General features: G+C 57.6%; 29 protein-coding genes and 1 tRNA gene. 17 read left to right on the top strand and 13 right to left on the bottom strand.

Translation table 11 applies throughout. The annotated features are described in order from the left end of the window. Window positions 1–27: 27 nt before the first annotated feature. Both MUY35_RS15590 and lipB read right to left on the bottom strand, forming a co-directional pair. Complete coding sequence (locus tag MUY35_RS15590) at window positions 28–534, bottom strand: cytochrome C (RefSeq protein ID WP_248370101.1); 507 nt, start codon at window positions 532–534, stop codon at window positions 28–30. A 120-nt stretch (window positions 535–654) separates the two neighbouring features. Then, a complete protein-coding gene (lipB, locus tag MUY35_RS15585; RefSeq protein ID WP_248370140.1) occupies window positions 655–1,341 on the bottom strand; it encodes a lipoyl(octanoyl) transferase LipB in 687 nt (228 codons plus the stop codon). A 124-nt stretch (window positions 1,342–1,465) separates the two neighbouring features. Between lipB and MUY35_RS15580 the strand changes: the two genes are divergently transcribed. After that, window positions 1,466–1,552 (top strand) — tRNA-Leu (locus MUY35_RS15580). A 78-nt stretch (window positions 1,553–1,630) separates the two neighbouring features. Continuing rightward, window positions 1,631–2,890, top strand: a complete 1,260-nt coding sequence (locus MUY35_RS15575) for a glycerate kinase (protein ID WP_248370100.1) — start codon at window positions 1,631–1,633, stop codon at window positions 2,888–2,890. Window positions 2,891–2,935: 45 nt separating this feature from the next. Here the strand turns inward: MUY35_RS15575 and MUY35_RS15570 are convergent, their stop codons facing one another. Then, complete coding sequence (locus tag MUY35_RS15570) at window positions 2,936–3,502, bottom strand: NAD(P)H-dependent oxidoreductase (protein WP_248370099.1); 567 nt, start codon at window positions 3,500–3,502, stop codon at window positions 2,936–2,938. A 103-nt stretch (window positions 3,503–3,605) separates the two neighbouring features. Here MUY35_RS15570 and MUY35_RS15565 point away from each other — a divergent pair, with 103 nt between their 5' ends. Further along, window positions 3,606–4,496, top strand: a complete 891-nt coding sequence (locus MUY35_RS15565; RefSeq protein WP_248370098.1) for a LysR family transcriptional regulator — start codon at window positions 3,606–3,608, stop codon at window positions 4,494–4,496. 10 nt (window positions 4,497–4,506) lie between these two features. Here the strand turns inward: MUY35_RS15565 and MUY35_RS15560 are convergent, their stop codons facing one another. Next, on the bottom strand, window positions 4,507–4,830 hold the full coding sequence (locus tag MUY35_RS15560) for a metalloregulator ArsR/SmtB family transcription factor (RefSeq protein ID WP_248370097.1): 324 nt from the start codon (window positions 4,828–4,830) through the stop codon (window positions 4,507–4,509). A gap of 227 nt (window positions 4,831–5,057) precedes the next feature. On the opposite strand from MUY35_RS15560, the gene MUY35_RS15555 reads away from it, so the two are divergent. The 5 genes from MUY35_RS15555 to MUY35_RS15535 all read left to right on the top strand — a co-directional run bounded on the left by MUY35_RS15555 (window position 5,058) and on the right by MUY35_RS15535 (window position 7,723). Further along, complete coding sequence (locus MUY35_RS15555) at window positions 5,058–5,408, top strand: AtpZ/AtpI family protein (protein ID WP_248370096.1); 351 nt, start codon at window positions 5,058–5,060, stop codon at window positions 5,406–5,408. Between the two features lie 28 nt (window positions 5,409–5,436). After that, entirely contained in the window at window positions 5,437–6,240 is an 804-nt protein-coding gene (locus MUY35_RS15550; protein ID WP_248370139.1) for a F0F1 ATP synthase subunit A, read from the top strand. A gap of 59 nt (window positions 6,241–6,299) precedes the next feature. After that, window positions 6,300–6,536: a F0F1 ATP synthase subunit C gene (locus MUY35_RS15545; protein ID WP_055188564.1), complete on the top strand. Its 237-nt coding sequence runs from the start codon at window positions 6,300–6,302 to the stop codon at window positions 6,534–6,536. A 75-nt stretch (window positions 6,537–6,611) separates the two neighbouring features. Beyond that, window positions 6,612–7,154 (top strand): F0F1 ATP synthase subunit B', encoded by a 543-nt coding sequence (locus MUY35_RS15540; RefSeq protein WP_248370095.1) that lies wholly within the window; start codon window positions 6,612–6,614, stop codon window positions 7,152–7,154. Then, window positions 7,151–7,723 carry a F0F1 ATP synthase subunit B gene (locus MUY35_RS15535; RefSeq protein WP_248370094.1) on the top strand — a complete coding sequence of 191 codons (573 nt, stop codon included), beginning with the start codon at window positions 7,151–7,153 and terminating at the stop codon, window positions 7,721–7,723. The genes MUY35_RS15540 and MUY35_RS15535 overlap by 4 nt, the downstream gene beginning before the upstream one ends. An 82-nt stretch (window positions 7,724–7,805) precedes the next feature. On the opposite strand, the gene MUY35_RS15530 is transcribed toward MUY35_RS15535, so the two are convergent. The 3 genes from MUY35_RS15530 to MUY35_RS15520 form a co-directional block, all read right to left on the bottom strand. After that, complete coding sequence (locus MUY35_RS15530; RefSeq protein WP_248370093.1) at window positions 7,806–8,564, bottom strand: FadR/GntR family transcriptional regulator; 759 nt, start codon at window positions 8,562–8,564, stop codon at window positions 7,806–7,808. A 106-nt stretch (window positions 8,565–8,670) separates the two neighbouring features. Continuing rightward, window positions 8,671–9,336: an OmpA family protein gene (locus tag MUY35_RS15525; protein ID WP_248370092.1), complete on the bottom strand. Its 666-nt coding sequence runs from the start codon at window positions 9,334–9,336 to the stop codon at window positions 8,671–8,673. Between the two features lie 95 nt (window positions 9,337–9,431). Further along, complete coding sequence (locus MUY35_RS15520) at window positions 9,432–10,280, bottom strand: bifunctional helix-turn-helix domain-containing protein/methylated-DNA--[protein]-cysteine S-methyltransferase (RefSeq protein WP_248370091.1); 849 nt, start codon at window positions 10,278–10,280, stop codon at window positions 9,432–9,434. A gap of 132 nt (window positions 10,281–10,412) precedes the next feature. Here MUY35_RS15520 and nth point away from each other — a divergent pair, with 132 nt between their 5' ends. Both nth and MUY35_RS15510 read left to right on the top strand, forming a co-directional pair. Further along, a complete protein-coding gene (gene nth, locus MUY35_RS15515; RefSeq protein ID WP_248370090.1) occupies window positions 10,413–11,057 on the top strand; it encodes an endonuclease III in 645 nt (214 codons plus the stop codon). After that, window positions 11,054–12,046, top strand: coding sequence for an adenosine kinase (locus MUY35_RS15510; RefSeq protein ID WP_248370089.1), 993 nt, complete (start codon window positions 11,054–11,056; stop codon window positions 12,044–12,046). The genes nth and MUY35_RS15510 overlap by 4 nt, the downstream gene beginning before the upstream one ends. Before the next feature lie 33 nt (window positions 12,047–12,079). Here the strand turns inward: MUY35_RS15510 and MUY35_RS15505 are convergent, their stop codons facing one another. Beyond that, entirely contained in the window at window positions 12,080–12,898 is an 819-nt protein-coding gene (locus tag MUY35_RS15505) for a sulfotransferase family protein (protein ID WP_248370088.1), read from the bottom strand. Window positions 12,899–13,050: 152 nt separating this feature from the next. On the opposite strand from MUY35_RS15505, the gene MUY35_RS15500 reads away from it, so the two are divergent. From MUY35_RS15500 to polA, 4 genes are all read left to right on the top strand, one after another. Next, window positions 13,051–14,628, top strand: coding sequence for a DUF5928 domain-containing protein (locus tag MUY35_RS15500; protein ID WP_248370087.1), 1,578 nt, complete (start codon window positions 13,051–13,053; stop codon window positions 14,626–14,628). A gap of 37 nt (window positions 14,629–14,665) precedes the next feature. Then, window positions 14,666–15,052 carry a histidine triad nucleotide-binding protein gene (locus tag MUY35_RS15495; protein WP_248370086.1) on the top strand — a complete coding sequence of 129 codons (387 nt, stop codon included), beginning with the start codon at window positions 14,666–14,668 and terminating at the stop codon, window positions 15,050–15,052. A gap of 69 nt (window positions 15,053–15,121) precedes the next feature. Beyond that, window positions 15,122–15,319 (top strand): zinc-finger domain-containing protein, encoded by a 198-nt coding sequence (locus MUY35_RS15490; RefSeq protein ID WP_248370085.1) that lies wholly within the window; start codon window positions 15,122–15,124, stop codon window positions 15,317–15,319. Between the two features lie 115 nt (window positions 15,320–15,434). Next, complete coding sequence (polA, locus tag MUY35_RS15485) at window positions 15,435–18,224, top strand: DNA polymerase I (RefSeq protein ID WP_248370084.1); 2,790 nt, start codon at window positions 15,435–15,437, stop codon at window positions 18,222–18,224. 27 nt (window positions 18,225–18,251) lie between these two features. Here the strand turns inward: polA and MUY35_RS15480 are convergent, their stop codons facing one another. Continuing rightward, window positions 18,252–18,950 (bottom strand): YafY family protein, encoded by a 699-nt coding sequence (locus tag MUY35_RS15480; RefSeq protein WP_248370083.1) that lies wholly within the window; start codon window positions 18,948–18,950, stop codon window positions 18,252–18,254. A gap of 3 nt (window positions 18,951–18,953) precedes the next feature. Next, a complete protein-coding gene (locus MUY35_RS15475; protein ID WP_248370082.1) occupies window positions 18,954–19,322 on the bottom strand; it encodes a VOC family protein in 369 nt (122 codons plus the stop codon). 212 nt (window positions 19,323–19,534) lie between these two features. Between MUY35_RS15475 and MUY35_RS15470 the strand changes: the two genes are divergently transcribed. Then, window positions 19,535–20,014, top strand: a complete 480-nt coding sequence (locus MUY35_RS15470; protein WP_248370081.1) for a hypothetical protein — start codon at window positions 19,535–19,537, stop codon at window positions 20,012–20,014. Here MUY35_RS15470 and choV read toward each other — a convergent pair. The 3 genes from choV to MUY35_RS15455 form a co-directional block, all read right to left on the bottom strand. After that, window positions 20,011–21,069, bottom strand: a complete 1,059-nt coding sequence (gene choV, locus MUY35_RS15465; protein WP_248370080.1) for a choline ABC transporter ATP-binding protein — start codon at window positions 21,067–21,069, stop codon at window positions 20,011–20,013. The two genes, MUY35_RS15470 and choV, sit on opposite strands and share 4 nt — an antisense overlap. Before the next feature lies 1 nt (window position 21,070). Further along, window positions 21,071–21,901: a choline ABC transporter permease subunit gene (choW, locus tag MUY35_RS15460; protein WP_248370079.1), complete on the bottom strand. Its 831-nt coding sequence runs from the start codon at window positions 21,899–21,901 to the stop codon at window positions 21,071–21,073. 79 nt (window positions 21,902–21,980) lie between these two features. Then, window positions 21,981–22,913, bottom strand: coding sequence for a choline ABC transporter substrate-binding protein (locus tag MUY35_RS15455; protein ID WP_248370078.1), 933 nt, complete (start codon window positions 22,911–22,913; stop codon window positions 21,981–21,983). A gap of 194 nt (window positions 22,914–23,107) precedes the next feature. On the opposite strand from MUY35_RS15455, the gene betI reads away from it, so the two are divergent. Both betI and betC read left to right on the top strand, forming a co-directional pair. Continuing rightward, window positions 23,108–23,689 (top strand): transcriptional regulator BetI, encoded by a 582-nt coding sequence (gene betI, locus MUY35_RS15450; protein WP_248370077.1) that lies wholly within the window; start codon window positions 23,108–23,110, stop codon window positions 23,687–23,689. Continuing rightward, the gene (gene betC, locus MUY35_RS15445) at window positions 23,686–25,194 is read left to right on the top strand and encodes a choline-sulfatase (RefSeq protein ID WP_248370076.1); all 1,509 of its coding nucleotides are present in this window, start codon (window positions 23,686–23,688) and stop codon (window positions 25,192–25,194) included. Before betI ends, betC begins: the two co-directional genes overlap by 4 nt. Window positions 25,195–25,212: the final 18 nt, after the last annotated feature.

Raw genomic sequence — 25,212 nt, 5'->3', positions numbered from 1 at the left:
CGAAACCGGCCATCTGGCCGCATCTGTTTAGTTGGTTGTGGCCGAATCGCCTTCAGCGGCTTCGCCCTCGGCTGCTTCACCTTCAGCGGCCTCACCTTCGGCAGCTTCGCCTTCGGCGGGCATCTCGGGCGAGAAGGTCGCAAGGAACGCCACCAGATCTTCGGGCTTGCCCCATTTGAAGGTCATCTTCGACTTGGCTTTATCGTCGCCAGTCTGCTCTTTCAGGAACGCTTTGGGATCTTTGATGTATTCCATCAGCAGCTCTTCAGTCCAAACCAGACCAGCTTCACCTGCGGCAATGATCGAATCGCCATATTTGAAGCCTTCAACCGTGCCGGCGGTGCGGCCGAGAATGCCGTGGAGGTTCGGGCCGGTTTTGCCACCTTTGAACAGGGCTTCGCCATCGGCATCAATGATAGCGTGGCAGGCTTTACATTTTTTGAAGTCCTTTTCGCCTTTGGCGACATCGCCTTCTGCGAAGGCTGTGCCCGAAAGGGCAAGGATCATGGCGGCGGAAGAAAGAATCGTCTTCATATTAGTCCTCATGCTAGATCTGTTCACGCGTTGTGCGTCATTGTCGCGCGGACCCTGCAGCAAATACAACCCGATTTTGAGACGACGTGCTGTCGCAGGGACCATGTTGGGCCACGCAGGCTATATTTCGCCGAGTGGGCCGAAGACCTCATCAAAGCACCGGCGCAGCGCATTGTCCACATCGTCCATTGTGACAGGTAATCCAAGATCAACTAAGCTTGTTACCCCGTGTTCGGAAATCCCGCAGGGCACGATGCCCGAGAAATGCTCCAACTCTGGTTCGACGTTGATCGAGATGCCGTGGAAGCTGACCCATTTGCGCAGACGCACGCCGATGGCGGCGATTTTGTCTTCAGGTGATTGGCCCAGGGCCGTCAGGGGTTTGTCATCGCGCACCACCCAGACGCCAACGCGCCCATCACGTCGTTCGCCGGTGACGTTGAATTCGGCAAGGGTGCGGATGACCCATTCTTCCAGCGCTGCCACAAAGGCGCGCACGTCACGCCCGCGTTTGCCTACGTCCAGCATCACATAAGCCACCCGCTGGCCGGGACCGTGATAGGTATACTGCCCCCCGCGTTTGGAGGTGTGGACAGGAAACCTGTCCGGCGCGACCAGATCCTTCGGATCAGCAGACGTGCCGGCGGTATACAGGGGCGGGTGTTCCAGCAGCCATATCATCTCGCCCGCCTCACCACGTGCCATTGCATCGACATGGGCTTCCATCCGGGCAACTGCGGCTTCGTAGTCGATCAGTGTCTCGGCGGTCTCCCACGTGACGGCGGGCATATCTGGCAGGGCTTTCATATGCTTCATTTGGCACCGCTGTTCCGCTTTGTCAAAAAGCATCCCGAATTATTTCTGGCGGACGTTTTTTGACTTCACTTCCCCAAACCCCTTCGCTATGAAGCGCGTCACCTAGCCTAGGCTTGCGGTCGTGGCGGAATTGGTAGACGCGCAGCGTTGAGGTCGCTGTGAGGTAACACTCGTGTGGGTTCGAGTCCCACCGACCGCACCATCTCTGGACATCATCTTCGATCACGCTGACAGGCAACCGTTTGCTTGCCTGATGCGCTGCGGTCTTTATGCTCGGCCCATGATCAATCGTTCTGACCAAGCCTTCCTCACCGACCTGTTTGATACCGCCGTTTCAGCAGCCGATGCCAAGTCGGTTCTGAAGGGGCACCTTCCCGAAATACCAAAGGGCCGGACCGTGGTGGTTGGCGCGGGCAAGGGGGCTGCGCAATTGGCGGCGGCGTTCGAGAAGTTGTGGGGCGACCCCGTCGAGGGGGTCGTGGTGACGCGCTATGGCTATGGCGCTGCTTGCCAGCACATACGGGTATTGGAAGCCGCACATCCCGTGCCGGACGCGGCGGGGCTGACTGCGTCGGACGCTTTGATCAAGGCGGTTAGCGGGCTTGGTGAAGACGACCTTGTTATAGCGTTGGTGACAGGTGGCGGCTCGGCCTTGCTGCCAGCGCCACCCGATGGTCTGACCCTTGCCGATGAGCAGCGATTGAACGATGCCCTTTTGGCGTCGGGTGCGCCGATTTCGGTAATGAATGCGATCCGCAAGCATGTCTCGCGGATCAAGGGCGGGCGTTTGGCGCAGGCTGCGTTTCCTGCCAAGCTCGTCACCTTGATCGTGTCAGATGTGCCCGGCGATGCGCCGTCGCAGGTCGCATCTGGACCGACGGTCCCGGACGAGGCGGATCAGGCGCAGGCGCTGGCCGCAATCACGGCATGGAATATCGACCTGCCAGCACATATCATCGACCACATTCGCGCACATCCCGCGCCTTCCCCGGACGACCCAGTGTTTGCGCGCAATCAGGTGCAGGTGATCGCTTCAGCCCGGTTAAGTATTGAAGCGGCGGCGGCCCGGGCCAAGGCACTGGGTGTGCCCGCCGTCATTCTGTCTGACGCGATTGAGGGCGAGGCGCGTGAAGTTGCCCGGATGCACGGCGCTATCACGCGCGAGGTTCTGACCCAGAACCGCCCCTTCCGTGCCCCTTGCGTTATCCTGTCTGGTGGCGAGACGACGGTGACGCTGAAAGGTTCTGGCCGCGGCGGTCGAAACACGGAATTCCTGCTGTCCTTGGCGATCACTTGCGACGGCTTTGAGGGTTTTACAGCCATGGCAGCTGATACCGACGGAATTGACGGGTCCGAGGATAACGCCGGGGCGTTTGCGGACGGCAGGTCTGCCAGCCGATTGCGCGCGCTGGGCTATGATCCGATGGCGTTGCTGTCGCAAAATGATGCTTGGGGCGCGTTTGATGCGCTGGGCGATCTGTTCGCACCCGGACCAACGGGGACCAATGTGAACGACTTCCGGGCGATTTTGATCAGATAGGATCAAGGAGCGTTCGGGGCGCTGTTACAACACCCCGAAACCCCGTCAAGCCGCCAGCTCTTCGATGCTCGCATCGGCAGATGCAATGCCATCGGCGCCCGTGGCCGAGATGAACTCAATATCCGAAATCCCCATAAAATTAAGGATGAATGTCAGATATGGTGAAACAAAGTCGTGCGGCGCTCCGATGGGTGTGCCACCTGACGCTGTCACGACGATGACGCGCTTACCAGTCAGAAGGCCTTCGGGGGTTCCGTCCTCACCATACCGGAATGTGACACCTGCGCGCGCAAGCTGATCAATCCAGGCTTTCAGCGTCGACGGGATCGAGAAGTTGTAAGTTGCGGCTGAAATAACAATAAGGTCTGCCGCCTGAACTTCGGCGACAATCTCGTCTGACAAAGCCAGTGCGGCGTTGTCATCAACGCTCCGGGCGTCCACCGGAGTGAATGTCGCTTTGGTCCATGCCGCGTCCAGATGGGGAATGCCATCCGCCAAATCCCGGCTGATCACGGTGGCATCCGGGTGTTTGGCAACCACTTTGTCTGCCAGTCCGCGCGAGATTGAACCCTCTGTCCGTGCTGAACTGTCGATGCGAAGGATATGTGTCATTTGGTGCTCCATTTCTGCGTTGCACCAGATATGCGTTCTTGCAAAAATAAACGCAATCTGCGCAAATTAACAGTATCTGTTGGAAAACGCACAGAAAGACCGAATGAACCATTGGGACGAGATACGAACGGCTTATCACGTCGCCCGCGCAAGCACGGTCAGCGGCGCGGCGGAGACGCTGGGCATTCATCATGCAACCGTTATTCGCCACATTGATGCGCTGGAAGCCCGGCTTGGTGTGAAACTGTTTCAACGTCATGCGCGCGGCTATACACCTACCGAAGCGGGAGCTGATCTGGCGCGGATTGCGCAGGTGACGGAAGATCAGTTCTCGCAGCTCGAAGGACGCCTGAAGGGGCAGGGCGACGATGTGTCGGGCGATCTGGTCGTCACCGCGCTGCCCGGGTTTTCTGCGCGGCTTGCGCCGGTCTTGACCGACTTTCAGGCATTGCACCCCGGCGTGCGCGTCCAGCTTCTGACCGGACCCAGAATTTTAAAGTTGGAGTACGGTGAAGCGCATGTCGCCATTCGCGCAGGCAATGCCCCGCAAGAACCTGACAACGTCGTTCAAGCGTTTCTAGACGTGACTTTCGGGCTCTATGCTTCCCCAAGCTATGTCGAAAGATACGGAATGCCGAGTGCGGACACGCTGGAAGACCATCGCTTTATCGGATCCAGTGACAAGAATCCGCGCGCGCCGTTCATGAAATGGCTGGCGCAGACGGTTCCCGCTGAAAACATCCTGTTTCAGGTCTCTGATGATGTTTCCATGCGAGAAGCCCTCATCGCTGGCGCCGGATTGGGCTTTGCGATGCAGGGGTCGCTTCCGGAGTTGATCGAGGTTATGCCGCCTCAGCCTGAATGGATTTCGCACCTGTGGCTGGTCACTCATGTTGATCTTCACCGCTCGACCAAGGTGCAGGCGGTCCTTGCACATCTGAAAGCCGCTGCGGGTGAATGGGTCAAGACCGATCCGGGCCTGTCGCTGCACTGACTGCGATCATCTAATCGCGCAACTCGGCTTCAAGGAACCTTTCGAACGCGTCAAGGTTCACCGGCTCGAACTGCCCAAATCCCTGCATCCAGACAGAGGCGTCGCGCAGGGCGTTGGGCTCCAACTTGCACCATTTGACCCGCCCGCGCTTTTCCTGACTGATCAATCCGGCCCGTGACAGGATCGTCAGATGCTTGGAGATTGCGGCCAGCGACATCTCGAACGGTTCGGCCACGTCAGTGACCGCCATGTCATCTTCCAGAAGCATGGTTAAAATGGCGCGTCGTGTCGGGTCGGACAGGGCAGCAAAGGCAAGGTCAAGGCGGGTATCCATGCCTATGGGTTAGGTCTGAGCGCCCCAATCGTCAACCAAATGGTTAAATGAACGGTTTGGGGGCGAAAGGCGGCCCAAGGCTGTTGTTGATACCATGGTGGAAACGCTATGCCGCAGAAAAGAACATTAAAACAGGCACTTAAAGGTCGCTCTGTTGGCGCTAAACGCCGTTGACTCACTGCGGCCTTGGCCTTAGCAAAGGCTCAACTGTCATCGGAGGCAATTCCTTGTCCAAGAAACCCGATCCCGAGCGTCTTGAAGAGCTCGAGATGCGCCTGAAACAGGCGAAGGGTGAGGTCAAAGAAGACGACACCAGTGACGCGGCCTACAATCAGGCATCGTTTGCCTGGCAGATGGTCATAGAGCTTACCGTCGGTCTGTTGATCGGCTTTGGCATCGGATACGGGCTGGATGCGCTTTTTGGCACCAAACCGATTTTCATGGTGCTGTTCATAATGTTGGGTTTCGCGGCGGGCATGAAAGTCATGCTTTCGACAGCGGCCCAAATGCAGAAGAAAGCGGAGGACGCGCAAAACGCGCAGCCCCCTGCAGAAGAAGAGGGAAACGGACGTGGCTGACCAAAGCGAAAAACAGGGCGCTGGCCCAATCATCAAGATCGCTTTCTTTGCTGTGCTGGCGCTGGTCCTTATCTCGGGCCTGATTTTCGCACCAGAGAATCCCGGTCTGGCGATCCACCCAATGGATCAGTTCGAAATTAAGCCACTGTTTGGTGGTGACCACTTGGGCACTTTCACACCGACCAACCAAACACTTTGGATGGTTTTGGCGATTGTCGGCATCGTTCTGCTTCTTGTTGTGGGTTCGCGCGGTCGCGCCATTGTGCCTACACGTGGTCAATCGGTCGCCGAGATGCTTTATGGCTTCGTATACAAAATGGTCGAAGATGTGGCTGGCAAAGACGCCGTCAAATACTTCCCCGGCATCATGACCCTGTTCATGTTTATCCTGTTCGCCAACTTCCTTGGTCTGATCCCAACAAGCTTTACACCCACCAGCCACATCGCAGTCACCGCTGTTCTGGCGCTGATCGTGTTTGTCTTTGTGACCGTGCTGGGTTTTGTGAAAAACGGTATGGGGTTCCTTGGCCTGTTCTGGGTTTCGGCAGCACCGCTGGCGCTGCGCCCTGTCTTGGCCCTTATCGAATTGATCTCGTACTTCGTGCGCCCCGTCAGCCACTCCATTCGTTTGGCTGGTAACGTTATGGCTGGCCACGCGGTGATCAAAGTGTTTGCCGGCTTTGCTGCTGCCTTGGGCATGTTCAGCTTCCTGCCAATCCTGGCCATCTCGGCCGTCTATGCGCTGGAGGTTCTGGTGGCCTTCATTCAGGCCTACGTGTTTACGATCCTGACCTGCGTGTATCTGAAAGACGCCCTGCATCCGTCGCACTAAGTCGGTTGCAGCCCGCTCATCCAACTATTTCAAGCATTCCAACGTAAGGAGAAATCACAATGGAAGGCAATATCGCTCAAATGGGTCAATTCATCGGTGCAGGTCTGGCAGCTATCGGTTCTGGTGCCGCCGCTATCGGTGTGGGCCACGTTGCTGGTAACTTCCTGGCCGGTGCCCTGCGCAACCCGTCGGCAGCTGCCGCACAAACAGCGACCCTGTTCATCGGTATCGCATTTGCAGAAGCACTGGGCATCTTCTCGTTCCTGGTCGCTCTTCTGCTGATGTTTGCTGTCTAAGACCTGAACCATCCTTACGCGCGGGCGGGGGGTTTGATCCGCCGCCCGATGTAATCCGGTTCCGGGAGATAAGACATGGCAAGTAATACGCAACAGACCGCGGACGGTGCACATGGTGGCGCAGAAGCCGCTGGTATGCCGCAGCTGGATTTCTCGACCTTCGGGAACCAGATTTTCTGGCTCGTGGTGACGCTGGTCGTGATCTATTTCGTGCTGACCAAGGTCGCACTGCCTCGTATCGAGGCTGTGTTGTCCGAACGTCGCGGCACGATCACCAACGATCTGACGGCAGCCGAAGATTTGAAGCAAAAGGCTGTTGAAGCCGAAGAAGCTTATAACAAAGCCTTGGCAGAAGCCCGAGCGGAAGCGAACAAGATTGTCGCTGAAGCCCGTGCAGATATTCAGGCTGACGTTGATGTGGCTGCTGCCAAGGCGGACGCTGAAATCGCCGCCAAAGCCGCAGAAAGCGAAGCTGCGATTGCAGAAATTCGCGCCGGCGCTGTCGACAGTGTGAAAACTGTCGCCAAGGATGCAGCCAAGGAAATCCTTGCGTCCTTTGGTTATAAGACCGATGCCAAAACTGTCACCGCTGCGGTGACCTCGCGGATGAAAGGGTGAGACAGATGAAAAAACTCGTTCTTACCCCTCTTTCCCTGATGGTCGCTGCACCGGCTTTTGCGGCGGGTGATGCGGGCTGGACTGATTTGTCCAACACCAACATGGTTGTGACGCTGGCCTTCCTGCTGTTCGTGACCTTTCTGGGTTACATGGGTGTCCACAAGATGCTCGGCACCCAGTTGGACAACCGTGCAGAGGGCATCAAGTCCGAACTCGACGAAGCCCGTGCCCTGCGTGAAGAGGCCCAGACCATTCTGGCGTCATACGAACGCAAGCAGAAGGAAGTCGCCCAGCAAGCTGAACGTATTGTGGCCCATGCCAAGGAAGAGGCAGCCAACGCGGCTGTCGCTGCCAAGGAGGATCTGCAAGCGTCGATTGCACGCCGTTTGGCTGCGGCCGAGGATCAGATCGTCTCAGCCCAATCGGCTGCGGTGAAAGAAGTGCGCGACACGGCGGCGCAGGTTGCTGTCGCGGCAGCGCGCGAAGTGATCGCCAAGCAGATGACCGCCGCTGAAGGTAACAGTCTGATTGATGACGCGATCAAATCGGTGGAAGCCAAGCTGCACTAAGCTGCCAGCACAAAGAATTTCAGAAAACCCGGCCTGTCAGGTCGGGTTTTTTTGTTCTGAGGGGCTATCAAACGATCTGAAATCACGCCCGTTCGTTTTCATGGGTCAGGCGTTGGCGCGCGACTTCTTCGTTCCGTTCGGCGCGGCGCAGGTCTGTGTAAGCTTGCGTAACGAAGTCCATATGCGCCTCGACGGCGGCGCGGGCCCCGATGGGGTCGCGGGCCTGAAGCGCATCATTGATGGCTCTGTGCTGCTCTAACAGGTCCACGCGTGTGTTGGTGATTTGGATCACCACCTGCCGACTGTAGAAGACGCCTTGTTTCAGTAAATCATACATGGCGCGCATCATGTGAACCATCAACACGTTATGGCTGGCCTCGATGATCGCCATGTGAAAGTCGCTGTCCAGATCGGCGCCTTGGCCCTCGGGCGCCTTCTCCATCTTTTGAAACAGCGCGCCGATCACCTTTAGATCGGTGTCAGATGCCAGCTTGGCCGCACGTTCGGCCGCCAGCCCTTCCATGTCGCGGCGAAACGAGATGAAGTCGTAGACCGCTTCGTCATGGCGCGAAAAGAGGTCGGTCAGCGCTGGTGGGAACGAGCTGTCCAAACTGTCACTGATATAGATGCCAGCGCCCGCACGCCGTGATAAAAGACCCTTGTCTTCCAAATCAGCAATCGCATCGCGTAACGATGGGCGCGACACGCCCATACGTTCGGACAAGTCCCGTTCCGAAGGCAGCCGTTCGCCCGGCCGCAATATGCCGCGCAACATCAGCAGTTCGATCTGTTCGACAACGGATTGAGAAAGCTTGCCAGCAGCTATTTTTTTAAAGGGCATTCTGAGTCTCGCGCGAATTGGTCATATAATATGACCACATCCAACGCGCTGCCTCAATGAAAAAAGCCGGGCACAGGCCCGGCTTTTGACGTTGATGTTTGGGTGATCAGTTGCGGATCGGACGAATGATGATTTCGACCCGGCGGTTTTGCTGACGGCCCGATGCATTCAGGTTCGACGACACAGGGCGGTCTTCGCCATAACCGATGGTCACGACGCGCGATGTCGGAACGCCATTGCGAAGAAGGACCGACGCAACAGACGCGGCACGACGGCGCGACAGCGCTAGGTTATAGTCTGCATCGCCGACATTGTCGGTATGGCCGACAACTTCGATCACAGAGTTCGGATATTGGCGCAGGTTTTGAGCAACCGCGCGCAGATCGTCTTGCAGGACAGGACCGACCTGTGCGCTGTCCGTCGCAAACAGAATATCCTGCGGCAGCGTCACGATCAGCTCGTTACCGGTGTTCACAATACTGACCCGATCATTATTGATCGACTGGCGCAGATCGCCAGCTTGCTTATCAAGCTGTTGGCCGATCGCGCCACCAACAATGCCGCCGATCACGGCACCAACCGCTGCCTTGCCAAGTTTGCCGTCGCCCTTGCGCGTTGCGCCCAAAAGGCCGCCCGCAATCGCGCCCATGGCGGCACCGCTCTGCGTGCGGGGCCCCACGTTGCTGGTCGGGCTTTGTGTCGGCGATGTGCAGGCTGTGGTTGCCAAAGCGGCCACGACGGCCAGCGTTAATACTGAGTGTTTCAATTGCATACTGCTTTCCTAGGTTTTGCCATTCGCGTTTTCTTTACATGAACGCGCATTGATATCGAATAACAAGCCCTGAAATTGGCGGTTAGCGGCTGAAATCAGGCGCTTTCCGCCTGTTCGATCTCTGCACTTTCCCAAGCAAGCAGCGCGCGCTTGACCGGAAGCCCCCAATGATACCCGCCAAGTGCGCCCGATTTGCGCAGTGCGCGGTGGCACGGGATAAGCCAACTGACCGGGTTGCGGCCAACCGCAGTGCCGACGGCACGAACGGCGCGCGGCGATCCGATCTTTTCGGCGATCTGCGAATAAGTGGTGACATGGCCCGATGGAATGGTCAGCAATGCCTCCCAAACTTTGATTTGAAACGGTGCGCCGATCAGGTGAAGGGGCGTCATACCGCGACCATCGAAAGCGTGTTTGACCCATGGCGCCAGCATCGCTGTGTCTTCGACGAACGTGGCGTTGGGCCAGCGGGATTGCAGGTCGGTCATGGCGACGACCTCGCCTGTTTCCGCAGCAAAGCCCAACCCGCAGATGCCCCTATCCGTTCCCATTACCAATGCTGGTCCGAACGGGCTGTCAAACCAACCCCAATGGATGGTCAGGCCTTCGCCGCCTGTTGCATAGGCACCGGGGCTCATCGCCTCCCACCTCAGGAAAAGATCATGCAGCCGCCCTTGACCCGACAAGCCAACCGAATGGGTTGTCGCAAGCGTCGAAAAACGGTCCTGCAAAAGCGTCTTTGCGTGGCCGAGCGTCAGAAATTGTTGATACCGTTTGGGCGACACGCCGACCCAGCGCGAAAAAACCCGTTGGAAATGTGCAGGCGACATGTCCATTTTTGCGGCAAGCGCTTCCAGCGAAAGCGGCTCGCCGCCAGCCGCGTCAATCTCGTCAATGGCGCGGCGGATCACGTTGTAATGATAGCTGTCTTGTTGAATGGTCATGGTGGCCTCGTTTCATCTGTCGCCTCAGAATGGCGCAGATCGCCCGGTCAAAGCGACCCGGAAATTGCGCATCCGTAAGAAATGGCGGATAGGCGGCTTGTCGCTTCGCCCAGAAACGGGCATAGAAATTGCATGGTAAAGCAACTGGGATATCACCAGATCCGCGCGATCTTTGACCGCTTTCACGAGGCCGAGGCCGAACCGAAAGGCGAACTTGAACACGTGAACGCCTATACGCTGGTGGTTGCGGTGGCCTTGTCTGCGCAAGCCACCGATGTCGGCGTGAACAAAGCCACCCGCGAGCTATTCAAAATCGCGGATACGCCCGAGAAGATGCTGGCTTTGGGTGAAGAGGGGCTGTCCGAGTACATCAAAACCATCGGTCTGTTTCGCCAAAAGGCCAAGAATGTCATCAAGCTTAGCCGTATCCTTGTTGAGGAATATGGCGGCGAAGTCCCAAACTCGCGTGCCGCCCTGCAGTCGCTGCCGGGCGTCGGGCGCAAGACCGCCAATGTTGTTTTGAATATGTGGTGGGGCGTGCCTGCGCAGGCTGTCGACACGCATATCTTTCGCGTTGGCAATCGCACTGGGATCGCCGTGGGCAAAGACGTGAACGCGGTCGAACGTGCGATTGAAGACAACATACCTGCTGATTATCAACACCACGCCCATCACTGGCTGATCCTGCACGGGCGTTACACCTGCAAGGCGCGCAAGCCAATGTGCGCAAACTGCATTATCCGCGATCTCTGCCCTTTTGAGGACAAGAATTTATGACGAAAAAGTACAAGGTTGTCGGCATCGGAAACGCTGTTGTGGACGTGCTGACTGTGGCTGACGACAGCTTTCTTGAAATGATGGGGATCGAGAAAGGCATAATGCAGCTGGTCGAACGCAACCGCGCTGAAGTGCTTTATGGCGCCATGAAAGAACGCAAGCAGGCTGCTGGCGGATCGGTTGCCAATACACTGGCCGGGATCGGCAAGCTTGGCCTGCCCACTGGATTTGTCGGCCGCGTGCATGATGATGCGCTGGGCCGCTTTTACGCTGACGCGATGGAGATGGACGGCACCCGCTTTGTGAACCCGCCCGTGCCGGGAGGCGAGCTGCCGACCTCGCGGTCCATGATCTTCGTGTCGCCGGATGGTGAACGGTCGATGAACACCTATCTGGGCATCTCGGCCGAACTTGGGTCGGATGACGTGGACCCGGACGTCGCGGCGGCGGCTGAAATTGTGTTTCTGGAAGGCTACCTGTTCGACAAAGACAAGGGAAAAGAGGCATTCATCGCCATGGCGCGCGCCTGCCGGGCGGCGGGCGGGCTGGCTGGCATCGCCATTTCTGATCCGTTCTGTGTTGAACGTCACCGCGACGATTTTCTGACCCTGATTGAGCACGAATTGGACTATGTGATTGGTAATGAGAAGGAAATTGAGTCCCTTTTCGAAACCTCTGACATGGAAGAGGCAATCGCCAAAACCGCCGCGATCTGTCCGATGGTGGTCTGCACCCGGTCGGGCGATGGGGTGTCCATTCTGGCAAATGGTGAACGCATGGACGTGCCGGTTGAGCGTATTGTGCCTGTCGATGCGACCGGCGCGGGCGACGGCTTTGCCGCTGGGTTCCTGTATGGGTTGGCGACGGGCGCGGACATGCGCACCTGCGGCGAAATGGGCTGCACAGTTGCAGGTGAAGTTATCCGCCATATTGGCCCGCGTGCAGACCGTAATCTGCTGGCTTTGTTGCGCGAAAAAGGGCTGGTCTGACGCGACCCGAAAAAGTCAGGCTCGGGCTTAACTTCAGTCACCGAGCTTGGCGTGCACCTCGTCCAGATCAATCTCGCCAATTGGCATCTTGTTGCTCGGGTTTTCGAAATCATACTTGAACAGATCGAAATCTTGTTTGAAGATTTCATAGATCAGATGCATCGACAGGTCGTCGAAATAATCCTCGACCGGATGGGCGCGTTTTGGCCCGTGCCCTTCGCTTTCGTTGAACCGAGGGATGTCCTTTAGTGCAACCTCATGCGGCGTCTCGACAGCATCAAGCACCTGTTGCATGCCCTCGTTGAACTTCTCGGTCCAGATAATATTGTCATAGCGTCCGCCATTGGCGATGAATGTCGAAACGTGCCCGGACATGGCTGACCAATGAATGTCGGGGTCCATGGGGCGACGCCAGCGTATCGTATCACGTGCGAACAGAAGGAATCGACGGAAGCTCTGAACCTGATCGAATTCGAACCCATTGTCTGGGTCGCCGACCTCAATCCCGTATTTTTGGATCAAAAGCGGCACCAGATTGCCGCGATACCGCCGCCCGTTGCGCTGGATGCCACATATCTTGTCGAAGAAGCTGGACAGGACCCGGGTATAGGGATTGCGCACACAGGTGAACGCATAGCTCTTATGCGCCAAAACGTTGTCTTCAATCAGTTTTTGCGATCCATCCTGCGCCCATTTATGCAAGCGGTCCTTGCTGTCATGGATGTCGCCGTCGAAAAATTCACCATGATCCGAGTAATACATGATCTGGCCAATGGTCGAGCAGGCGCATTTGGGAACAACCCGATACACAACGCTTTCGCTTTCGGTCATCCAAGTGCCGGGAAATCCCATTTACTCAATACCTCCAGGGTCCATCAAGAACCGATAATCTAAATCACATCTATACAGTTCAGAAAAAAGCAAAGAAACACTGTTTATTCAATGGGCTTTCACGGTATCAATGGCCGCAGTCTTCGTGTCTACAAAGGTTTTGTGACGTCACCATGGCCAAAATTGCCTTCATTTTGCTTTGCCACAAAGATCCTGACGCCATCATTAATCAGGCAACGCGACTGACGGCGGTGGGCGATTGTATGTCCATTCATTTCGACGCAAGCGCCAATCCCGCCCACTTTCAGAAGATCCGCGACGCGCTGGCCGACAACCCCAACGTCACCTTTGCGCGCAAACGTATCAAATGTGGTTGGGGCGAGTGGTCACTGGTGCAAGCCACGCTAAATGCGGTCGAGGCGGCTCTGGATGCCTTTCCGCGCGCCACCCATTTCTATATGGTGTCCGGCGATTGTATGGCGATCAAATCAGCGGAATACACTTACAATTTCTTGGATGCTGCTGACGTCGACTACATAGAAAGTTTTGACTATTTTGAAAGTGACTGGATCAAAACCGGTATGAAGAAAGAGCGGTTGATCTATCGCCATTTTTTCAACGAGCGCACCCAGAAACGCCGCTTTTATACCAGCTACAACCTTCAAAAGTCGCTTGGTTTAACGCGTGACGTGCCCAACGACGTGCAGGTCATGATCGGCAGCCAGTGGTGGTGCCTCAGGCGGCGCACCGTTGAATGGATTGTCGAGTTTACGCGCAAGCGCAAAGACGTAATGCGGTTCTTCCGTACAACGTGGATACCGGACGAAACATTCTTTCAGACTCTTGTGCGCCACCTTGTGCCGGAAACGGAAATCCGGTCGCGCACCCCAACTTTTCTGATGTTCACCGACTATGGAATGCCGGTGACGTTTTATAACGATCACTATGATCTGCTGCTAAGCCAAGACTTTCTGTTCGCGCGGAAAATCAGTGCTGAGGCGCGCGATCTCAAGCGCCGGTTGGGCGACCTATATGCCGCCGAAGGGGTTGAATTCCAGATTTCGAACGAAGGGCGAAGCCTGTTTAAGTTTTTGACCGGACGCGGCCGGATCGGCCAACGCTTCGCACCACGATTTTGGGAGGCCGAAAGCAGTCTGGGTCGCGACCGCGAGCTTTTGATCATCGTTTCCAAGAAATGGCATGTGGGCAAACGGCTTTTGCAAAAGATCGGGCAGGTGACAGGCATTCCGACAATCGAATACCTGTTTGACGAAGAAAGCTGCCCGATGCCCGATTTGGGGGGGATTCAGACCCGATTGGGCAAGCGCACGCGGCACCGTCGGGCGCTGATGCGTATGTTGTTTGACTATTACGACACCAATCGTCTGGTGGTCTGCATGGACCCTAACAACTTGGATCTGTTGCAGGATTTCTTTTCGGACCGATCGACGACCCGGCTGCTTGAAATCGACTGCGCGTTTTCGGACGACTATCTGCTGGGCCATGCAAAACGCGTTGGACTGGCCGGAGATAACACGCCGCAGGACTCCATCGACCGGCTGTTGCCGACAATCCGCTCTGACGTTGCCTTCGAAAGCGATCAGATACGTGATGCAGGTTTTGCTGAATACTATCGCATCAGCGAAACATCAGGTGTCGAGGAGAACACCGTCGCTGTGTCCCGCTTCCTTTCGATAACAGAAGACCACGCGAAAGAAATCGCGGAACTGAACCACCTTTTTGCAGATTAACACGCCGACTGGCACCCATTCAGACCGGAGACGACCTATGGCCTATGTCTATGATGATCAAAACATCTTTGCGAAAATCCTGCGGGGCGAAATCCCAAACGACACGGTCTATGAGGATGAATATGCGCTGGCCTTCCGTGATATCCAACCTCAGGCACCGGTGCATGTGCTGGTCATCCCTAAAGGCCCCTATGTGACCTATGACCACTTTGCGAATGCCGCGACCGATGCCGAAATCGTGGGCTACAGTCGCGCCATCGGTAAGGTCTGTGCGCTTTTGGGAGTTTCTCCGGGCGAAGGCGGGCAGGGCTATCGCACCATTGCAAATTCCGGCGACGATGGTGTGCAAGAGGTGACCCATCTTCACACCCACATTCTGGGCGGACGCCCGCTGGGTCGGATGCTGCAACGCGCGCGCGATTGATCGGTTCTGGCTTGCAGAGATATGCGGCGCTGGTATCATGGCTTGAAACGAATGAACGAGGTGTCACAGATGACCCAGACCCCACCCGAAACTAAAATCGTGGACAGCTATAAAGTCTCCTGTGACGGGGGCGAGGGTGCTCTTGGCCATCCGCGCGTCTATCTGCAAATTTCGGGCGAGCATGGCTGGGTCGAATGCCCGTATTGCGACTGCAAATTTGTTCACAAGGACCATGCGGAAAAGGTTGATGGTGGGCAGGCTGCCTGACCTGACGCTTCCTGTGGGGTAAGAGAAAAAAGACAGGACCTGACAAGGCCGCGGGCAGGTGCTTCGCGGCCTCTTCTATCGGTCCTGAACAAGCGCCAACATAAGGGAGAGGCCGATGAGCTTCGGAAAAGGTTGTCATCTGCATCTGGTCGACGGGTCGGCCTTTATCTTCCGCGCCTACCACGCGCTGCCGCCGCTGACGCGCAAATCTGACGGGCTGCCCATCGGGGCTGTCGCGGGCTTTTGCAACATGCTGTTCAAGTTCATCGAAGACAATGCAGGTCCCGACGCGCCAACCCATGTGGCGGTGATCTTTGATCATTCGGGCAAGACCTTTCGCAACGACATGTATCCGCTTTACAAAGCCAACCGGCCACCTGCGCCCGAAGACCTTGTGCCCCAGTTCCCCCTTACCCGCGATGCCACCCGTGCCTTCAATGTCGCCTGCATTGAAAAAGAGGGGTTCGAGGCTGACGACATCATCGCAACCCTTGCCAAACGTGCAAACGATGCAGGCGGACGGGTGACGATCCTATCCTCGGACAAAGACCTGATGCAGCTTGTCGGCGGTGGGATCGAAATGATGGACCCGATGAAGAACAAGCGGATCGGTGTCGAAGGCGTCGAAGAAAAGTTCGGCGTTGGCCCCGATCGTGTCGTCGATGTGCAGGCGCTTGCGGGCGACAGCGTGGACAATGTGCCGGGTGCACCGGGCATTGGTATCAAGACCGCGGCCCTGTTGATCAATGAATTCGGCGATCTTGAAACGCTTCTGGCGCGTGCGGATGAAATCAAACAGCCCAAACGTCGCCAAACCCTGATCGACAATGCCGATCAAATCCGCCTCAGCCGCGATCTGGTGAAGCTGGACGAGGCGATGGACATGGACCTCGATTTTGAGACGCTTGAGTTGAAAGACCCGGACCCTGATACGCTGTTGAAATTTCTTGCAGAAATGGAGTTTCGCACCCTCACCAACCGCGTTGCAGGCAAGATGGGTGTGGAACCGCCAGAGATCAAGATTGCCGAGCCGGAGGGCGCGACCACGCCCGAAATGCCCGACATCAACCCGGACGCCTATGAATGGGTCAAGGATGCCACCGCCCTGAACGCATGGGTCGACCGGATCATGGCGCGCGGATATGTGGCCTTTGACACCGAGACGACGGGCCTTGACGAAATGCGTGTTGATCTTGTCGGCATATCGCTGGCGGTCGAGCCGGGGCAGGCCTGCTATATCCCGCTGATACATAAAACCAGCCAGACGGACGACCTGTTCGGCGGCACGGATTTGGCCGAAGGTCAGATGGCATTGGACGAAGTACTAACGATACTGAAACCGGTGCTTGAGGATCCCGCGATCCTGAAAATCGGACAGAACATGAAATACGACGCGAAGATTATGGCTCGTTATGGCGTCAACATCGCGCCGATTGATGACACCATGTTGATGTCATACGCCCAAAATGCGGGGCTGCATAATCACGGTATGGATACACTGTCAGATCGGTATTTGGGCCACACGCCGATTTCGATCAAATCGCTACTTGGGACCGGAAAATCGGCGATCACCTTTGACCGCGTGCCGGTTGAGGATGCAGTCAAATATGCGGCCGAGGATGCGGATATTACCCTGCGCCTGTGGCATTACCTCAAGCCCCGCCTGCATAGCGCAAAGGTCACCCGCGTTTATGAACGGCTAGAGCGCCCACTGGTGCCCGTGCTGGCGCAGATGGAAATGACCGGCATCAAAGTCGACCGTGAAGTCCTGTCGCGCATGTCCAACGCCTTCTCGCAAAAAATGGCGGGGTTCGAAGCCGAACTTTACGAGATTGCGGGCAGAGAATTCAACGTTCAAAGCCCGGCGCAGGTGGGCGAAATCCTGTTTGAACAAATGGGGCTTGAAGGCGGTAAGCGCACCAAATCCGGCCAGTGGTCGACGCCCGCCGACGTGCTGGCGGACCTAGCGGCCGAGCATGATTTTGCCGCCCGCGTGTTGGACTATCGCCAGCTTCAGAAGCTGAAATCGACCTATACAGATGCGCTGCAAGATCACATCCACCCAGACACAGGCCGCGTGCATACATCCTATTCGATTGCGGGCGCCAACACCGGGCGACTCGCCTCGACCGATCCGAACCTGCAAAATATTCCTGTCCGCTCCGAGGAGGGTCGGCGCATCCGCGAAGCGTTCGTCGCACCGGAAGGCACGAAGCTGATCAGCCTTGATTACAGCCAGATCGAGCTGCGCATTCTGGCCCATGTTGCTGGAATCGACGCTTTGAAACAGGCGTTCCGTGACGGTCATGACATCCATGCCATGACCGCGTCCGAAATGTTCGACGTGCCGATGGAAGACATGACGCCCGACATTCGTCGCCAAGCCAAGGCAATCAATTTCGGCGTGATCTACGGAATTTCGGGCTTCGGCCTTGCCCGCAACCTGCGCATTCCGCGATCAGAGGCGCAGGGCTTCATCGACCGCTACTTCGAACGATTCCCCGGTATTCGCCAGTATATGGACGACACTGTGGCCTTTGCGAAAGAGCACAAGCGCGTCGAAACCCTGTTTGGCCGCCAAATCCACACGCCAGAAATTGACGCAAAAGGCCCGCACGCGGGCTTCGCCAAACGCGCCGCGATCAATGCTCCCATTCAGGGCACCGCCGCCGATATCATCCGCCGGGCCATGATCCGTATGCCGGATGCCATCGCAAAACTGCCCGCAAAGATGCTGTTACAGGTACATGACGAATTGATCTTCGAAGTGGAAGACGGCGCGGTCGACGAAGTGATCGAGGTCGTGCGCACCGTCATGCAAGGCGCGGCAGCGCCCGCAGTAAAGCTTGATGTGCCGCTGATTGTCGATGCAGGCACCGGTATGAACTGGGCTGAGGCGCACTGAGCCCGCGCGAGGGGCATCCGCGTCGCACTATCCTCTCGGGTCTATCCCTTGTTCAGCCAATTGCGCGTAAAGCGCGGGCAGGCTTTTGTCGCGTTCTTCGCGGAACCGCTCGCCTTGCGTGAAGCCTTCGATCCGATCGATACGGAACATGCGAAAATCCTCGCGCAGCTCGCACCAACTTACGACGCACCACCCGTTCTGCCAAAGCCAAAGAGCCAAGGGTCGGACCACACGGGTACTTTTGCGTCCCGCCTCATCCGCATAGCTCAGCGCGAGGCGAAGGCGGCCGTCAATCGCAGCTTCAATTTTATCAATGAAATGGCGATCCCGTTCAGATGGCATCAGGTTAGGGCCTGCATGGATTTCGACCCGGTCGGCCTGTGCGTCCAGATCGTCGGGAAGCACCGATCTGATCTTGACCAAGGCTTCGGCGGCAGCCTCGGCCATCAATGCCCCGCCCATACGTTCTATCAACCGGGTGCCAGCGATGACCGCCATCACTTCGTCGCGGGTGAACATCAGGGGTGGGATATCATACCCCGCCCGCATCACGTATCCGACGCCAGCTTCACCTTCTATCGGCACGCCCGATCCGATTAGATCCGCGATGTCTCGGTAGATCGTCCGCTCGCTGACCTCAAGCGTTTCGGACAGGTTGCGTGCTGTGGTCAGCCGACCGCCCCTAAGATATTGGACAATCTGAAATAGGCGGTCGGCGCGGCGCATGGGTTAGTCCTTGTGTTCAAACAGACCCAACGTATTGCCATCGGGATCGGTTGCATAGACGAAGCGGCCAACGGGGATGGTCACCGGATCGCAAATGACCTTGCCGCCCGCCCTTTCCCAGCGTTTTACGGCGTCTTCCAGCTTGGTTTCGACCGCGATATGCACGCGCGGCCCACCCCCGCCCTGCGCTGGCTCGCCTTCAAAAAGATGGCCGCCGACCGTTTCTTCGCCGCCTTTGAAAACGGCCATTGGCATCGGGCCAGACGTGTCGGTCGTCATCTGCCAGTCCAATGCGGCATTGTAAAACGTCACTGCTTTATCAATACTTGAGACCGGTATTTCGGTCCAAGCGACAGTGGTTTGCATGTTCATGATAGGCTCCATTGGTTGATGTTGATGATGCCTATGTCGCACACCTCTCCTGACAGCATACTGTCAGGAGCCTTAGGTCGCGGATTAATTTATTGAATGATCTAGCTGGCCCGCGATGCGCATTTATCTGCGGGTGTGCTTTTCCAGCGCCCGGTTCACTTGACCAAGCCCTCAGGTGCTATAGGGTTTCTGAGATCATTCAGGGGGTTACCATGCGTCGATTTCTCGTCTTCTCTGCCTTAGCGGCGTCAATTGGTTTGGCGGGGTGCCAATCTTCCGGCGATGCAGACGCCAACCGGGGGGCTGCGTCCTTTTGTGATCGCCTGGTCGGATGGGAGCCAATTGGCGGCCGAAGCGGTGCAGAGCGTGCGGTTACGCGCGCCGAAATCTGTGCCAAAACAGCAGGGGATGGCGTGTGGATGAAAGTGTCACAGGTCCATTCAAAACTGCGCAGTCGCAGCTATTGGCTTTTGATGCCGAGAAATGACCGCCATTTGGCAAGCTCATCCGCAGATGGATCGCCGGTCCTGGCAGGGTGGTCGCTTCAGGCGCGCCCCTTTGGCTGGGCGCACGAGATTGTCGCGGTGCGCGAAGAAGGCAAAGTTAGCGCCGGTGCACTACCCGCCGCTGCCTGCCCGCGTAAAGCAGTCGGCAAAAGACCTGAACTACGCTATTGCATCGCTGCCAATTAGCTTTCACCGCGCGGATCAAGCAGTCGTTTCATGACCTCGTCCGAGGTGATCCGCCCAACAGGATTGCCACCTTCGGTAACGGCAAGCTCTGATTGCCCGTCCAGCGCGGTCATAACCGTCGCTACGCGGTCGCGCACGTCAACGCTGACTGATGAACTGCTGGTGCCGTCGGTCATCACGTCGCGCGCCGTCAATACGCCCAGCGGGTTCATGTGGGCTACGAAATCTGCGACGTAGTCGTCAGCGGGCGCTGTGAAAATATCGCGAGGGGTGCCGCATTGCACGATCCGCCCCCCCTTCATGATCGCGATCCGGTCGCCCAGTTTGAACGCCTCGTCCAAGTCGTGACTGACGAAGATGATGGTGCGTTTCAGGGTTTGCTGTAGCTCCATCAGTTCGTCTTGCAGGCGGGTGCGGATCAGCGGATCAAGCGCCGAAAAAGGCTCGTCCATCAAAAGGATCGGCGCTTCTGTGACAAAGGCGCGGGCAAGTCCCACGCGTTGCTGCATCCCGCCCGACAGATCGCCGACCTTGCGGTCAGCCCAATCGGCCAAGCCCACAAGCTCTAACTGTGCGTCGACCCGATCTTTGCGATCGGCGAGCGAGACGCCGTCAAGCTCCAGCCCCAGCCCCACATTCTGGTGCACAGTGCGCCACGGCAGCAGGCCGAATTGTTGAAAAACCATGGCCACGTGGCGCGCACGGATGCGGCGAAGCGTGGCTTTGTCTGCGTTGGTGACATCGACCAGCGTATCGCCATCGGACACATGCGCCGCGCCGCGCACCACGGGGTTCAGCCCGTTCACGGCGCGCAATAGGGTGGATTTGCCCGAGCCGGACAGGCCCATCAGCACCAAAATCTCGCCTTGCTGCACATCCAACGAACAATTGTGGACGCCCAGCACCTGACCGGTCTCTTGCTGCACCTCGGCGCGGGTTTTCCCTTCGTCCATCATGGGCAGCGCCGCTTGAGGATTGTCACCAAATACGATCGAGACGTTGTCGAATTTGACCGCCACGCCTGTGGCTTCGGATGGGTTCGTTGCTTGTGTCATCTCAGCGCTCCACCCGCAGGATACGGTCGAGCATGATGGCAACGACCACGATGATGATGCCGCTCTCAAAGCCAAGCGCGGTGTTCACTTGGTTCAGTGCACGCACGACGGGCACGCCCAGACCATCTGCGCCCACAAGGGCTGCGATCACCACCATGGACAGCGACAACATGATAGTCTGGTTCAGGCCAGCCATGATTTGCGGCAGCGCATAGGGAAGTTCGACCTTCCAAAGGGTTTGACGCGGGGTCGCCCCAAAGGCTTGCGCGGCTTCCAGCAGGTCAGGCGGGGTCGAGCTGACCCCAAGATGGGTCAGGCGGATCGGAGCGGGCAGCACGAAGATTACAGTGGCGATCAAACCCGGCACCATGCCAATGCCGAAAAAGACGATCGCAGGGATCAGGTAAACGAAGGTCGGCAGGGTCTGCATCAAGTCCAGAACAGGCCGCATGGCGCGAAAAAGCCTGGGCCGATGGGCTGCTGCAATACCGATGGGGGTGCCGACGGCCATGCACACGACGCAGGCCGACAGGACCAGCGTCAGGCTTTCGGTGGTTTCCTCCCAATACCCTTGGTTAAGGATGAACAGGAAGCCGAAGAACACCAGCGCGCAGGTTTTCCAGTTGCGCTGCAAAATCCAGGTGATGGCGACGAAAACGGCGGTGATCAGCAGGGGATGTGGCGTTTGAAGCACCCAAAGGATTGCGTCGATCAGCAGCTCCATCAACCAGCTGAGCCAGTCGAAAAAGGGCTCGCCGGTTTCCTGAAGCCAGTCGAAGAGCTTTTTGGCGGTCTTGCCCACCGGGATCTTCGTGTCCGTCAGCCACTCCATGATCATCCATCCCCAGATATTGATCTGTCAAAGAAACGCGCCGGGGAGAAACCCCGGCGCGGTGTTGGGTTGGATTGGATCAGAGACCCAGCGCGCCCTTCACGGCGGCAACGCTGTCGCCACCATCCAAGGTGGTCACGCCATCGAGCCACGCCATGAACGCATCGGGATTGGCTTTCAGCCAAGCGCTGGCGGCATCTGCGGCGTCTTCACCACCGTCCAGGATCGCGGCCATGATCTCGTTTTCCATGGCCAGCGTGAACTCGAGGTTGTTCAGCAGCTTACCGACATTGGGGCAGTCTTCGACATAGCCCTTGCGGGTGTTGGTCATGACCTGTGCGCCGCCAAGGTTGGGGCCGAAGAAATCGTCGCCTCCGGTCAGATAACCCATGTCGAAATTGGCGTTCATCGGGTGCGGCTCCCAGCCAAGGAAGACAACCGGCTCGCCTTTCTTGTCGGCCCGCGCAACCTGCGCCAGCATACCCTGCTCCGAGCTTTCGACGACCTCGAACCCTTCAAGGCCGAAGGCGTTGTCGTCAATCATCGACTGGATCAGGCGGTTGCCGTCGTTGCCAGGCTCGATGCCATAAATCTTGCCTTCCAGCGCGTCGCTGTTGGCGGCGATGTCGGCAAAATCCTTGATGCCCATATCCATGGCCGCTTTGTTGACAGCCAGCGTGTATTTAGCGCCATCAAGGTTCATGCGCACAGTGTCCACGGTGCCAGCTTCGCGATAGGGCGCGATGTCGGCCTCCATTGTGGGCATCCAGTTGCCCAGGAACACGTCGATGTCCCCTTCGGCCATTGACGTATAGGTCACCGGCACGGACAGCACCTTGATGTCGGTCTCATAGCCCAGTGCGTCAAGCACAACGGTTGTCGCGGCGGTTGTCGCGGTGATGTCTGTCCAGCCAACGTCTGAGAATACGATCTCTTTGCAATGGCCGTCCGCGAAGGCGGTCGTTGCGGCGGTCGAAAGGGCAATGGCGGATAGTGTTGTTCTGAGGTTCATTTGTCGCTCCCTGTTTATTGGTGCGGTTTCTTATTTGGCGGTGGTCCGGTGGTATACGCGGACCGCTCGCACGAACCCTAACGCAGCACACGCGGGGGCGAAACCAGCTTCATTGATTACAGACGCTGCTTTTTATTGATTGACGAGTCAATTAAAAACCGCAACCCTGCGCCAGCATCTGGTCAGGAGACGTCATGCCGAAACTTGGAATGGAACCGATCCGGCGCGGAGCGTTGGTGCAGGCCACGATCCACGAGATCGGGCGTGCCGGCAGCTTGGATGTCACCGTGACCCAGATCGCCAAACGGGCTGGCATGTCCAGTGCGCTGGCGCACCACTATTTTGGTGGCAAGGACCAGATTTTCTTGGCGGCGATGCGCCATATTCTGTCAGTCTATAGCGCGCAGGTGCGGGCCGCGCTGCTGGGTGCTACGGCCCCCCGCGACCGGGTCGAGGCGATCATCCGCGCAAATTTTGAAGCCGGGAATTTCCGCCCCGAGGTCGTTTCGGCCTGGCTGAATTTTTATGTGATGTCGCAAAGCAATGACGGCGCGCGGCGGCTGTTGCGTGTCTATCAGCACCGGCTGCATTCCAACCTTGTCCACGATCTGCGCCCGCTTGTAGGGGACGCGGCACATGATGTGGCCGACACGATCGCCTCGATGATCGACGGGCTTTATATCCGCCGTGCCCTGCGCGAAGAAATCCCAAGTGCCGGGCACGCCTGCGAGCGCGTATTGGCCTGCCTTGATGTGCTGCTGGAGGCCAACCAATGACCAACCCGAACATCCTGATCATCATGGTTGACCAGTTGAACGGCACGCTGTTTCCAGACGGGCCTGCCGATTGGCTGCACGCGCCCAACCTGAAAAAGCTGGCGGCACGGTCGGTGCGGTTCGCCAACACTTATACGGCCAGCCCCTTGTGTGCGCCCGGCCGGGCCAGCTTCATGTCGGGCCAATTGCCCAAGCGCACGCGGGTCTATGACAACGCGGCTGAGTTCGCCTCGGACATTCCGACCTATGCACACCACTTGCGCCGTGCGGGCTATCAAACCGCTTTGTCGGGCAAGATGCACTTTGTCGGCCCCGACCAGATGCATGGGTTCGAGGAACGGTTGACGACCGATATCTACCCCGCCGATTTCGGCTGGACGCCGGACTATCGCAAACCCGGTGAACGGATTGAATGGTGGTATCACAACATGGGGTCCGTCACGGGGTCCGGCGTGGCCGAGATTTCCAACCAGATGGAGTATGATGACGAAGTTGCCTATCACGCCTGCGCCAAGCTTTATGATCTGGCGCGGGGTCACGACGACCGCCCCTGGTGCCTGACCGTCAGCTTCACGCATCCGCATGACCCCTATGTGGCACGGCGCAAATACTGGGATCGCTACGAGGATTGCGAGCACCTTCTGCCCAACGTCCCCGCGATGGATTACGACGACCATGACCCCCACGCGCAGCGGATATTCGACGCCAATGACTGGCGCAATTTCGATATCACGGACGAGGATATCCGCCGTTCGCGCCGCGCCTATTTCGCCAACATCTCGTATCTGGATGACAAGGTGGGCGAGATGCTGGACGTGATGGAGCGGACCCGGCAGGAGGCGATCATCGTTTTTGTCTCGGATCACGGTGATATGCTGGGTGAACGCGGGCTGTGGTTCAAAATGAACTTCTACGAGGGGTCCGCGCGCGTTCCCCTGATGATCTCGGCGCCGGGGCTGGAGCCGGGGTTGGTACAAGCGCCGGTCTCGACGCTGGATGTGACGCCGACACTGGCCGATCTGGCAGGGGTATCGCTGGACGAGGTGATGCCGTGGGTGGATGGCGAAAGCCTGTTGCCGGTGGCGACGGGAGGCACACGAGAAAGCCCGGTTGCGATGGAATATGCGGCCGAAGGGTCTTATGCGCCGCTTGTCTCTTTACGATATGGACCGTGGAAATATAACCGCTGTGCGCTTGATCCCGATCAGCTTTTCAACATTGACGACGATCCGCACGAATTGACCAACCTCGCAGACGACCCGGCGCATCAAGGCACTTTGACCAGCCTGCGCGCCAAATCAGAAGCCCGCTGGGATTTGGCTGCTTTTGATGCCGAAGTGCGCGAAAGTCAGGCGCGGCGCTGGGTGGTTTACGAGGCGCTGCGCAATGGGGCGTATTTCCCTTGGGACTATCAGCCGCTGCAAAAAGCTTCTGAACGCTACATGCGCAATCACATGAATTTGGACACTCTTGAAGAAGGTCAGCGTTTCCCGCGTGGGGAATAAGCGGCCGACGATCGGACA

This window comes from Aliiroseovarius sp. S1339 (assembly GCF_023195695.1).
In the GTDB taxonomy this organism is placed as follows: domain Bacteria; phylum Pseudomonadota; class Alphaproteobacteria; order Rhodobacterales; family Rhodobacteraceae; genus Aliiroseovarius.
This window is presented reverse-complemented; position numbering and strand designations above follow the sequence as displayed.